At 47.0% G+C, this 12382-nt stretch carries 9 protein-coding genes; 4 read left to right on the forward strand and 5 right to left on the reverse strand.

Going from position 1 to position 12382, the window contains the following annotated elements; translation table 11 throughout:
• Nucleotides 1-44: 44 nt before the first annotated feature.
• From MHI52_RS06390 to MHI52_RS06400, 3 genes are read left to right on the forward strand one after another with little or no spacing between them, the layout of a single operon-like run.
• Nucleotides 45-1067 (forward strand): carbohydrate-binding family 9-like protein, encoded by a 1023-nt coding sequence (locus MHI52_RS06390; RefSeq protein ID WP_405158694.1) that lies wholly within the window; start codon nt 45-47, stop codon nt 1065-1067.
• A 7-nt stretch (nt 1068-1074) separates the two neighbouring features.
• The gene (locus MHI52_RS06395) at nt 1075-3708 is read left to right on the forward strand and encodes a transglutaminase domain-containing protein (protein WP_405158695.1); all 2634 of its coding nucleotides are present in this window, start codon (nt 1075-1077) and stop codon (nt 3706-3708) included.
• 5 nt (nt 3709-3713) lie between these two features.
• Nucleotides 3714-4766, forward strand: a complete 1053-nt coding sequence (locus MHI52_RS06400; RefSeq protein ID WP_340032122.1) for a glycoside hydrolase family 18 protein — start codon at nt 3714-3716, stop codon at nt 4764-4766.
• Between the two features lie 151 nt (nt 4767-4917).
• Here MHI52_RS06400 and MHI52_RS06405 read toward each other — a convergent pair whose 3' ends face one another.
• Together MHI52_RS06405 and MHI52_RS06410 are read right to left on the reverse strand one after the other, a co-directional pair.
• On the reverse strand, nt 4918-7218 hold the full coding sequence (locus MHI52_RS06405) for a helix-turn-helix domain-containing protein (protein ID WP_405158696.1): 2301 nt from the start codon (nt 7216-7218) through the stop codon (nt 4918-4920).
• A 314-nt stretch (nt 7219-7532) separates the two neighbouring features.
• Nucleotides 7533-9047: a glycoside hydrolase family 43 protein gene (locus MHI52_RS06410; protein WP_127547933.1), complete on the reverse strand. Its 1515-nt coding sequence runs from the start codon at nt 9045-9047 to the stop codon at nt 7533-7535.
• Nucleotides 9048-9211: 164 nt separating this feature from the next.
• On the opposite strand from MHI52_RS06410, the gene MHI52_RS06415 reads away from it, so the two are divergent.
• Nucleotides 9212-10084, forward strand: coding sequence for a helix-turn-helix domain-containing protein (locus MHI52_RS06415; RefSeq protein WP_405158697.1), 873 nt, complete (start codon nt 9212-9214; stop codon nt 10082-10084).
• A 73-nt stretch (nt 10085-10157) separates the two neighbouring features.
• On the opposite strand, the gene MHI52_RS06420 is transcribed toward MHI52_RS06415, so the two are convergent.
• The 3 genes from MHI52_RS06420 to MHI52_RS06430 all read right to left on the reverse strand — a co-directional run bounded on the left by MHI52_RS06420 (nt 10158) and on the right by MHI52_RS06430 (nt 12249).
• Complete coding sequence (locus MHI52_RS06420) at nt 10158-10727, reverse strand: YdeI/OmpD-associated family protein (protein ID WP_353882117.1); 570 nt, start codon at nt 10725-10727, stop codon at nt 10158-10160.
• An 11-nt stretch (nt 10728-10738) separates the two neighbouring features.
• Complete coding sequence (locus tag MHI52_RS06425; protein ID WP_127547929.1) at nt 10739-11248, reverse strand: DinB family protein; 510 nt, start codon at nt 11246-11248, stop codon at nt 10739-10741.
• Nucleotides 11249-11331: 83 nt separating this feature from the next.
• Nucleotides 11332-12249 carry a YafY family protein gene (locus tag MHI52_RS06430; RefSeq protein ID WP_127547927.1) on the reverse strand — a complete coding sequence of 306 codons (918 nt, stop codon included), beginning with the start codon at nt 12247-12249 and terminating at the stop codon, nt 11332-11334.
• Between the last annotated feature and the right edge of the window lie 133 nt (nt 12250-12382).

Genomic DNA, 12382 nt, shown 5'->3' on the forward strand with positions numbered 1-12382 from the left:
TGCTGGTAGATGCATGCCCTCCCTTACGAATTGGAGAGAGTGACATGAACAGAATTGGAGTGCCAGAACCCAGGATTGAGTATGCTCCCAAACATTATATATGCAAGCGTGCGCAGGAACCATTGGTGTTAGACGGTCGTGTGGATAAGGCATTCTGGGATGCGGCTCATTGGACGGAGGATTTCGTTGATATCGAAGGTGATCTTCGTCCGAAGCCAGAGAAACAGACACGGGTAAAAATGCTGTGGGATGACGACTATTTCTATTTTGCTGCCGAGCTGATTGAAGATCAGATATGGGCTACCCTGACTGAACGTGATTCCGTTATTTTTTATGACAATGACTTCGAGATTTTTATCGATCCCGACGGGGATTCCCATCAATATTATGAGTTCGAGATCAATGCGCTCAATACGGTATGGGACCTGTTATTAGTGAAGCCTTATCGGGATGGTGGGCCTCCGGTTAACGGTTGGGATATCAGCGGTCTCAAGACGGCCGTATATATCGATGGGGAACTGAACAGACCTGGTGCAGAGAATCGGAAATGGAGCGTGGAAGTCGCTATTCCCTGGGCCAGTCTGAAGGAATGTGCCGAAGGAATCCGTCCACCTGCGCCGGGTGAGTTCTGGCGTGTCAACTTCTCGCGTGTGGAGTGGCAAACCGAGGTACAGGACGGTGAGTACCGCAAGGTGCTGAATCCAGATACGGGTAAACCTTATCCGGAGGACAACTGGGTGTGGTCACCTATGGGTATTATCAACATGCATTACCCGGAGTTATGGGGTTATGTTGTATTCTCGGATGACGGAACGGATCAGTCGTTTGAGTTGCCTGAAGACGAACGAATCAAATGGGAGCTTCGCAAGCTCTACTACCGTGAACGTAATTATTATGAAACCCATGGTGAATTTACACAGGATGTGAAGCTGCTTTTGGGTGAGGAATCGTTGAGCTGTGAGCCTGTTATTGAAACGACTCGCAGCCTGTTCCAGATTACTGCATCGTCTTCGGACGGAACGGCCTTGATCTGTATTCGGGAAGACGGAAAGCTGTGGAAGGAGTGATAACGCAATGACCAGCCAAACTTTGGTATTTTCCCTTGATGCACAGTTATTGGAGAGGATCGAGCAGAAGTTCCAGGAGAAGGTGCGTTTTGCAGAGGCCCGCAAATCGGAGTTGTTTCATATTTTTCAGCAGGAGCTAACGCAAGAAGAGACATGGGCATTGAAGTATATATATGCCTATATGCCGGTAAACGACCTGGCTGATTATAACGGGGACCTGTTCTTGAGCCATGTACGCCGGGCTTTGGACACCCGTAAACGTGTGCCTTGGGGAGATCGCGTTCCGGATCATCTGTTCCTTCATTTTGTGCTACCTTATCGGATAAATACAGAAAATATTGAAGATTACCGCGGGTTGATGTATGACGAATTAGCCGAGCGGACAGCAAAGTTATCCATGGCGGATGCCATTTTGGAGACCAATTACTGGTGTCATGAGAAAGCGACCTATATTGGCAGCGATCTGCGCACGATATCACCGCTGACGATGATCCGGAATGCTCGTGGTCGATGCGGCGAAGAATCCACGCTGGCGGTGGCCGCTCTTCGCAGCATCGGCATACCTGCCCGTCAGGTCTATACGCCGCGCTGGGCTCACTGTGACAGCAATCATGCTTGGGTAGAAGCCTGGGCAGATGGTCAATGGTATTACATCGGGGCATGCGAGCCGGAAGCCCGTCTGAATCAAGGGTGGTTCAGCCCGCCAGCCCGCAGGGCCATGCTGATTAATACGAGGATCTATGCCGACTATCCCGGACCAGAGGATATTACGCTCTCCGAAAAGGGATATACGGAAATTAATTTACTTGAGAACTATGCGCCCACACGCAACATCTATGTGAAGGTGAAAAATGAACAGGGAGAGCCCGTACCCGGAGCGAGTGTCCGTTTGGAGCTGTACAATTCGGCTGAATTCTATCCGATTGCCGAGATTAGGACGGATGCACAAGGGGAAGCGACCTTTAAGACTGGCCGTGGTGACCTTTTGATTCGTGGGGTCAGCGGAGGCAAGTGGAGTGAGGTCCTATTCAAGGCTCAGGAAAATAAGGATGTAGAGCTTGTGCTGAACTCATCAGAGCAGCCTACAGGGATTGTAGATTTCGATATGGTTCCTCCTCAGGAAAGGGAGGGAGAGGTCGTGGTTGCATTACCGGAAGAGAAGATTGAGATTCATAATCGTCGTCTGGAGGAAGGAGCGCAGACCCGGAGCGAGTATGAGGACACGTTCCTGAGTGAGGAGGAAGCTGTCTCGCTGGCTAAAAAGGTTGGACTGCCCTCGGTACGTGTATGGGATATTCTCCGCAAGGCACGGGGGAACAGCCGGGAGATTGTAGCTTTCCTAGAGGAACGTTCCAATCCATACGATGAGTGGCCGCTCCGGTTGCTGGAGTCGATGAATGAAAAAGATTTAATTGATACTTTTCGACAGACGCTGGATGATCATCTGATCGGTGCACTCTCGCAACAAGGATCATGGGCGGAATATACGTTCGTGAGATACATCCTGTGTCCGCGGATCTCCTATGAGATGCTGGTCCCTTATCGGGGTGTATTCCAGAATGCCTTTTCGGCAGATGAAGCGGCAACTTTCAGGGAGAATCCCTCGCAACTTGCCCGAATACTGGAACAGCAATATGAACACTATGAAGATCTTCCTAATCTAAAAGGCAAAGGGAATCCAATAGGGACGTTTAGTCTAATGAAGGGAGACTTTCAGTCCCTGGATATTTTGTTTGTGGCTGTATGTCGCAGTTTGGGTATTCCGGCCCGATTACATCCCAGCGCACAGAAACCACAGTATCTAAGTGATAGAGGCTGGGAGGATGCAGTGTTTAGTCTCACCTCACCTCTAACTCAGGAGAGCACAAGCTGGGGGATGCTCCAACTTCATAGGGATATAAAAGTTCCGCAGGATACACCTGAAGCATCTTATTTCGAAAATTTCTCGTTTGCCCGTCTGGAAGATGGCGTCTATAAGACATTGATTTATCCTTATGGCAGTACGGATGTCTATAGCGAGCCATATGAGGTTGAGGCAGGAGCTTATCGCTTAACGACAGGCATTCGTCTGAAAGATGGAACGGCAAAAGTACGATTCGTTTACTTTACCGTGAACGCTGGAGATACCACTGAGGTTGTATTGTCTTATCGTGAGAATGAGGTTGATATTCCTGTACTGGGTAAACTGGCACCAGGAAGTATACTGACCCTTCTGGACGGTTCAGAGGTAGAACTGGAGGAACTTCTGGGATCGGAGGGTGCCATTGCTGCCTGGATTGAACCTGAGCGGGAACCGACCAAACATCTGATTCGTGAACTGTGCGAGCTGGCAGAGCCGCTGGATAAGCTGGGTATACCAATCGTACTCATGATCGGAGATATGGAATGGAACGCTGCCTTTGACCCTGCTGGTTATCCAAAACTGCCTGTACGCACGGTTTTTGTACGAGATTCCAGTTATGCTTCCTTGTCCGGCTTCAATTTGAAGCCTGCGGCTTATGAAGCGGGTTATCCACATCTGTTCGTGCTGGATACTCAGTACCAAATCCGTTATATGGCTTCCGGGTACAAGATTGGTACCGGGAAGGAAGCCTTGCAGATTGCTGCTGCGATATCTCAATCATTGAACAGATCGGAGTGAAGAGAGTGACGAAATATATTGCTGCGGGTTATGCTGTTGATTCAGTTCTCCCCGACATGACACATGAGGATCTCTTGAAGTTAACACATCTGAACGTAGCCTTTGGACATGTCAAGAATGATGCAATCACCACCGAGCATTTAAAAAACGGCCATGTGATTCGGAACATCAAGCGGGAGCATCCAAATCTTACAGTGCTGTTGTCTGTAGGCGGATGGAGCGCAGGCGGTTTCTCTGAAGCCGCCTCAACCCAGGCGGGGAGGGACAGCATGGCTGCATCGGCGGTTAGGGTGCTGGAGGAATATCTTTTTGACGGGATTGATCTGGACTGGGAATATCCTTGTTACGGTGAAGCTGGTATCGCATCCAGTCCTGATGATAAACGGAATTTCACTTTACTTCTCAAGACGATCCGTGAGGCACTGAGTGCCAAGGGAGAAGAGGATGGCCGTCATTATCTGCTCACCATTGCAGCAGGGGCTGATCAATACTACGTTGATGGTACAGAGATGGCTAAGGTGCAGCAGTACCTGGACTACGTGCAGTTGATGACCTATGATATGCGTGGCGGTTTTCAAGTTCTGACCGGACATCATACGAATCTGTACACGCCAACCGGAGATCTGTTTCGAATCAGTACGGATGCTTCCGTGAACCTGTTTGTTAGCGCAGGCGTTCCAAAGGAGAAAATTGTGATCGGAGCTGCGTTCTATTCCCGGATATGGACTGAGGTTCCTGACCGAAACTACGGGCTCCATCAAATGGCCGGTAGTACAGGCGGATATGGACCATCATTTGCCGAGCTGGAAGCGAAGTACATTAACAAGAATGGTTACACTCGTTATTGGGATGAAGAAGCCTGTGCACCATTTCTGTTTAATGGATCCAGCCTCATTTCTTATGATGATGAAGAATCGATTCAATGCAAATGTGATTACGTAAAGGAACAAGGTCTGGCCGGAATCATGTTCTGGGAGTACGGCTGTGATCCAACTCACCGTTTGCTGGGTGCAGTGCATCAAGGGCTGAAGGTTCTTCCGGCTGGGAAAATCGGATAAGGCCGCTGGCCGCGACGAAGCAGATTATGTCTTCGGACTAAAAACATACGAAGGGGCCGTCCTATACGTCATGCTCATGACGTATAGGACGGCCCCTTGTTTGCGATATTTTGGTCTAACGAATCTGGCACATGTTAGACGATATCACCATTTATCCAATACATTCCTCGTCATCATCATCAGGAGAATCGGCGGAGCCGTTGGGACGGTGCATTTTACGGTATTGCCCTGGGGTATAACCCGTCTCTTTTTTGAATTTACGGATGAAGTTTGGTGTATCCAGGTAACCGACACGCGTGATGATATCTTTTAACGGATCGGTAGTATGAAGCAGTAGTCGAATGACCTCATCCATCCGTTTCTGCCAGATATATTGGGTAAAGTTCATGCCGATCTTTTCTTTAAATGAACGACTGAAATAGGATGAAGAGATCGTGAATTTCGATGAAATCGTACCTAAACTGAGATCATAATCAGAGAAATTGGCATCGATATAAGCCACGATTTCATTCATAAGAGAGCTTTCTTCCGTCTCACTCTTCGCCTCGACATGGGCGCAGATTTCGGCGGCAAGGCCTGTCAGTTTTTTCTCCAAATCCTCTAACGAGTCGTAGGAAGTGATCCTTGGAAGTTGATCAACCACATGGTGGATTCCAAGCTCCGAAGCGGTTTTGAGCATTGTATTCAGAATATCAAAGCAGATGCAACGCAGCAGCGGTACAGACGGCATTTCGGATTTCAGGGTATTCAACGCAGTTGACACCATCTGAACTGCCACATCATAGCTGCCTTGTTTTAAGCTTTGAACCAGCTTTAATAACACATCCTTAGGGACCCAGAAGGAAGAATCCTGTACATCGGAACCGGAAAGGTCGTTAAAGTATGTACTGCTGCCCTGTCCATGCAGCATCGATGCTTCCAGAGCGGTCGAGGCTTCAATGTAGGACTGATTCAGCTGTTTCGGATAAGTGTACCGATTGCCTATCCCGATTGCGGGCGCAACTCCGGTGTGTTCAATCACCATCCATTGCAGTTTTTCAACGATAGGCTCCATACGGATATTCAGGCTTCCTTCATGCCCAATTTCGGCATCGAATCCCACGATAAGGGCCAATTGGTCTGCCTGTGGCAGCTCTACGCCGTAAGCATATGCAGACAACTCCGGCAGGTCCACATCGTTCATCAGCTGCATGACAGTAGGTTGCTCGGGGTTACCACCGATAGGAAAAGAATGCATTTCCCAGCCCATGATCATGACAAAATAATGGGATCGGTTAAAGCGTATGCCAAGCTTATCCGTAAACTCAGAGGGGAAATCTCCGGTGTGACCGTGCTTCAGCAACATGAGCAAAATATGATTGCGAGCATAGGGCTCCTGAAGATCTACGCGCTGACTATAATCATGCAGTGTTTTCTTGATCCATTCCAGCTCGTTGGTGGTGGAGGATGGATCAGGATCATTTTTCAACCGAATGAACTCCATTAAGTCTGAAATCGGATGGTACTGTCTTCGGGCCAACATAATGGCGAGGAACGTGCCCATCACCACCATGAAGGAGAAAACAAGAACAACAAAGGTGCGAATATGAACGATTCGGCTAAAAAATTGGTTGCTGGGCATAGCGGTTACATAAGTCCAACCCGCATCCGATTTAACGGATACAACCGAATGTGGTTCTTGATTTAAGGAGATGCTGTGCGTTCCGGGTTCAAGAGCAAACAGAGCGTTTACTTCCTGTTCGGATATGATTTCTCCCTTGTAATTGGCTGCCAGTACTTGCCCGAAATTATCGAAAATATAAGTCATTCCGTGATAGTCGCTGAGGATCGAATCAATTAAGCCCGTCAGATTGGACTCGTGAATCAAGTACATGACGGTTCCATGGGCAGGCGTATTGTTAGGTGCAATCGGTACAAGGTAGGCCAGCATGGAATTGGGTATTCTGGTTCCTTGGACGACCTGCTCCGCTGGACGTATTGTGGGGGACTGTACGTTATTCAAATCCCGGATCATGTCTGTTTTGTTCCACGTAGTAAATTTGTAGCGGCCAGTGAATACATCCAGGTTCTCAGAACCTTGAGAAGAATAGATGTTATCATCTTCACGGAAGAACAGGAATAACTCATCGATAATGGAACTGGTGGCTTTGTATTTGACCAATGCGCCGATTGATTCCCGGCTATAGTACGGATGGTGGGTCCAATACCGCGTTAACTGCTCATCGTAGGCGATGCGAAAAGCGATGTCTTGGAGTTCTTTCATGCGATCATCAATGACAGTTTTGGCTTGAGTGAGCTGATTGACATTGGTCTGTTCAATCTCTGAACGGAGCGTGTTCACAGCGTTGTGATAAATAATGATGGTTAAAATAACAAGAGGGATAAGGAAAATGGAGATATAGGATAGGGTGTACTTAAACAGAAGCTTGGACTTGAAGTGATTCCATTTCATATCTGCAACCTCCCGTTTATCTTAGTGCTGCAGCGATAGCGCTCTCATATGGGCAGTGAAGTTATTGCCAAGATGGTAGCTGCTGGGGTGTTCCTTCTAAAAATACTAGGAGAACTTCTCTAATAAAGCAATGGTTCTTTTATAAATTCCAGTGCAATCCGTAAGAAAGATATAGCTATAGCAAAATCCCCTCAAAGTTCACTCATTTCCTTATGCTACCACACAAGGCTTTTCAAAGAGTATCTACTTTAAGGGGATAATTTTAGCTGATCATATATTATATTTTCTATTACTGAATATAGGAGTTACAACGATTATTCGTCCAGAGGTTCATAGTCAAACCAATCGAAACTTGCAGGCGTACACTCCCCCGATGGAGCATGAGCGTACATGGCGATCATCACACCTGTGAAACCACTTGCTACTTCGGTAGATAACAGATGTGTTTCCCCTGAACCCACTTCGATGGCATCGGATGAACCTTGCTGGTAGAGGAACGTGAAGTGATTACGGTCAGCCTTGATTTGTAATACAACCGGCCCCGTGTCACAGTCAAGCACCTGTTCGGTTCGCAGAGAGCCGACGGTTCGCCGCAATACGATTTTCTTCTGCCCATAGACCTGTGTTACAGCCAAATCGTAATGATATTTATTATTCATAAATAAGGTTAATCCGGCTTCCTCACCGCTCGCAAATGGCTCATAACACAGCTCGGTGGCCATATTGCATAAGAAATGGCTCAATCGACGCCCAACAAAGGCTGGATTTTGTCCATCATCGAGTGAAACCGGCTGACCCCGCAGGATGAGTTGCCCGGGATTTTCTGTGAGTGTCCAACTATTCGGAGCCGGGTTCCGTAAGAAGATCCAGTTCATGTCCAAAGTTGGTTCGTCAAAATGATCCCGTATAGCCCGAGGTGACCAAGGATGCTCAGGCAATGAAGGTCCGGTCATCTCTGGTTCAATATGTCCGTCCACACCGATTATCGGCCAACCGTCATCCGTCCAAGTGACAGGTGCCAGGAAGGTCTCGCGTCCGAGATGGTGTCGCATGGGGTAACCTGCTGGACGAAGGCCCAGACATACGGCCCACCAGCTTCCATCCTGGATCTGGACAAGGTCTGCATGACCGGTTGCGTGAATGCTGGATTTCATGCTCCGATTGGACAGAATCGGATTATGAGGACACGGATCAAATGGTCCGTATGGCTCTGTGCTCCGAGCGATGGTCTCCATATGGCCATACTCGGTTCCACCTTCGGCGATCATCAGATAATAGAGGCCGTTTATTTTATACATGTGGGGAGCTTCGGGGGCTGCTCCTCCGGTTCCAGTCCAGATCAATCGACTATCGGTTAGTCTGGCTCCGGTCGTGATGTCTATCTCGCACTGATAGATGCCTTCGCCTTCATCGCCGTTACAGGCCGTTTGAAAATACACACGTCCATCTTCATCAAAGAAAAAAGAGGGATCAATGCCGCCCTGATCAATAAAAATCGGAGCAGACCATGGTCCCTCGGGCAGGGCACTACGCACATAAAAATTTCCGCCGCCGCTGACATTGGTTGTTGTCATGTAGAACCAGCCATCATGGTGCCGGAGTGTTGGGGCAAAAATGCCGCCAGAACTGCCCGCGTTCGCTAAAGGGAGTTGCTCAGTTGTTGTGAGGACATGGCCGATCTGTCGCCAGTTCACAAGGTCTTTGCTGTGGAAGATGGGCACACCAGGGAAATATTCAAAGGTACTGGTTACCAGATAATAGTCTTCATCTACACGGCAGATACTTGGATCTGGATAAAACCCCGGAATGACCGGATTGGTATATTTCATCATTTATGCTCCTATTCATTTCGAGAGTTTAGTATGAATCTGGACACATTGAAAATCCCTGCTACAAGGCGAATTATAACGCTTATAAGTATATGGAACCTTGATTTTTCGGTCTTGGAATAGCATGATATAGACATTCAACCCAACTATGTTCGCGGAGGGGAATGCTTTTGAGTAATGCATATTTGAGATGGTTTACCTCGGACCATCAACAATTTCCGTTTTTTATCCAGTACGGTGGACATGTTGAGGACATGGAGCTTCATAATCATATGGATTTTACGGAACTTGTGATTGTTCTGAATGGTCATGCAACCCATGTGGTGAACACCGAGGAATTTTTTATTAAAAAAGGGAACGCATTTGTGATTAATGGCGACACCCATCATGCGTATAAAGACCCTCATGATTTTAGGATCTGTAACATTATGTTCAGTCCCGAGATGCTTGCTTCGGCTGGGCCCGATCTGAGAAAATCTAACGGCTTCCAGGCGCTGTTTGTTTTGGAACCGTTTTATCGTAATATTCACTCCTTTCCGAGTAAATTGGCGTTATCCATTTCCAGTCTGGAGTATGTAGAATCACTGATATCGTTCATGATTGAGGAGTATCAGAGTAAACAGCAAGGGTATCAGACGATGTTGATCTCACGTCTTACGGAGATGGTTGTTTATTTGTCGAGGCAATATGATACGCAGGAGAAAGGGATCGAAGGTAATAATCTGATGCATCTGGCAAATGCCATTTCATTTATTGAAGATCATTATCTGGAGCCACTGTCGCTAGAGGATATTGCGGGGAAGTCGAATATCTCAATAAGGCATCTGAATCGGATTTTTCGATCCTATTATCAGATGACCCCGATCTCTTATCTGCAAAAGTTGCGTCTGGAGAAGGCGTGTCATTTGTTGAAAAACGGGAATCTGTCCATCACGGAAATTTCGTATGAATGTGGATTTAACGACAGTAATTATTTCACCCGCCAGTTTAAGAAAGCTTTTGGCAAGTCTCCCAAAACATACAGGCAGACTCATTAATACCTGATCGAATATAAAACACCAAAACAGGGCCTCCTCATATGGAGGTCCTGTCTGCTGTCTCAGGGAAAATTCAATGGTTCAAGAGCCGTCCGTTGTCATGCCACTGACCGTACATTTTATTTTCCTTTGTGTTGGTTATGAACTTATCCAATCTGATCTGGAATAATGCTGGCTGATTCTTAACACTTTGGATCGTATCGATCCGAACGTTTTGATACAGGGTAGGGAAGGCCATGAAATTTGCATAAACCTGATGGTCTTCTTTCAGCCTCTGTTCGATTACACCATCAATAATGAAAGCACTCGGGTCCATAACAGGAAGAACCTTTCTCCCCTCGTCATGCATGAAACCCAACTTTTCAAGACGACGGACACGTTCCTTGTTCAATTCAGTCCATGAGCTACGTTTCCTTCTAGGAGATAATCGCTGTGCTAATTGAGTCTCGGATATTTTCTTTTTGAATCCATCGATCCAACCAAAGCAAAGCGACTCCTCAACCACGTCCAAATACAGCAGGGTATTTGGCACGGGTTTTATGCTTATCATTACCCAGCAAGAATTCTCAACTTTTCCATGCGTCTGCAACCAATTTCTCAATTCATCCCTCGACGTCACGGGGATACAATGTACATTTTCCATCCGATTGTCAACTATACCTGAGCCGGTTCCTGATACCAAAAGAGTGAATAGTCATTCATGATGGAGGCATGCCCCAATTGACGTAGCATGGTAGAAACATTGCCTCGATGATAGGTTCCGTGGTTAACCACATGGATTACTATATCGGATAAGCTGGTTTCGCGAACTCCTGCAAATGGATTATCGAGTAGAGTGGTTTGCTCCAGATCAGCATGGCCTCGTAACCACTCACTGTATTGTGTCGACAGGTCGGTAAAACGTTTGATGTACTCATCTACAGAACCGTGAATCTCACCATTAAGCAGTATACATGCTTGCAGTGCCTCGGGCATACTGGTGCCATTCAATACCTCGTACCACATTTTATCTACCGCGTAGATATGGCTGAGTGCGTGAGCAATAGTTGGATATGAACTGTTCACTTCCTGACTCAGTACAGAAGAGGGCAGTTCCTTGATTCTGCCCAGGATGGTTTGGTTGGCCCATGCGTGGTAGTTATACATTTGTTCCGGATGATTCATTGATGATCGTCTCCTTTAATTTGGCGATGGATTAGATGAACTTACTGAGATGATTATAAAAAAAGAAGTATGACAACAGCGTGTCATACTTCTTCATAGAGCTTAAGTGCGTTTCGAAGTTGTTCTTTCAGAATGTCTCTTAATTCAATCGGTTCAAGTACCTCGGCACCACTGCCTAAACTAAGTAGAAACGACCATAACCACTTGGCTTGTAACGGTTGATGAACCTGGATACGCATCGTCATACTTCCATCCTCGTGAAATTGCTTATCTGCCTGTTGAAAATGATCCATGGCTTCCGCGAGCGCTTCCGGGTTCACCCGAAATACTACATCACTTACCTGATCTTGCCATGACGGATCTGACACAACCGTCTCTTGGGGAAGCTCAAGGTGGGGTTGGAAGTGTTCCGATGTCAGTTGCACGTTCATCATCCGGGACAGTCGGAACTCGCGATAATCCTGCCGTGTCTGGCAAAATCCATATACATACCAATTACGATATTTAAAATGGAGTCTTACCGGTTCCAGATGGCGGGGTGTATGTTCATTCTTTGTATTGATGTAGTCAAAACGGACAACCTGATGATCCGTAATACCTTTACGCAGATGAGGAAGGGCATCAGGTTCTGTTCGGCGAGTCTCCAGATCCACCGATAGACTTGAGGTTTGATGCTCTGGTCCAATCGTTTGCAGACGTTCAATCGTGCCTTGTGCACGTGCATCTTCGAATACTGTGGATAGACTGCTCAGGACCGTAATCAGGGAATCTACATCATAAGAACCGAGTAAGCTTTTATCCATCTTGTATCCGTCCATCATGCCGTAGCCACCTTTGAGTCCCTGATGGGAGACGACCGGGAAGCCGGCGGCACAGATTACATCAATATCCCGATAGATCGTTCTTGGGGACACCTGAAACTCTTCAGCCAAGGTGGAAGCAGACAATACTTCGTGGTTCAGCAGTTTGTATATGATTGAGATTAATCGCTCCAATTTCAAAAGGTATCCCCGCCCGTTATTCCATTTTGTCATTACAGGCCATTATTATATCACGCCAGGGTAAACAACATGGAGGATTACACAGGGTCTATAGGAGGTCATATCATGCAGTAAGTTTTGTTCCAACATGATT

This window comes from Paenibacillus sp. FSL H8-0283, assembly GCF_045040675.1.
Taxonomy (GTDB): domain Bacteria; phylum Bacillota; class Bacilli; order Paenibacillales; family Paenibacillaceae; genus Paenibacillus; species Paenibacillus amylolyticus.

Coding starts and splice junctions, on each gene's coding strand:
- MHI52_RS06390 (WP_405158694.1), top strand. CDS start 45: ATGAACAGAATTGGAGTGCCAGAACCCAGGATTGAGTATGCTCCCAAA.
- MHI52_RS06395 (WP_405158695.1), top strand. CDS start 1,075: ATGACCAGCCAAACTTTGGTATTTTCCCTTGATGCACAGTTATTGGAG.
- MHI52_RS06405 (WP_405158696.1), bottom strand. CDS start 7,218: ATGAAATGGAATCACTTCAAGTCCAAGCTTCTGTTTAAGTACACCCTA.
- MHI52_RS06410 (WP_127547933.1), bottom strand. CDS start 9,047: ATGAAATATACCAATCCGGTCATTCCGGGGTTTTATCCAGATCCAAGT.
- MHI52_RS06415 (WP_405158697.1), top strand. CDS start 9,212: ATGCTTTTGAGTAATGCATATTTGAGATGGTTTACCTCGGACCATCAA.
- MHI52_RS06420 (WP_353882117.1), bottom strand. CDS start 10,727: ATGGAAAATGTACATTGTATCCCCGTGACGTCGAGGGATGAATTGAGA.
- MHI52_RS06425 (WP_127547929.1), bottom strand. CDS start 11,248: ATGAATCATCCGGAACAAATGTATAACTACCACGCATGGGCCAACCAA.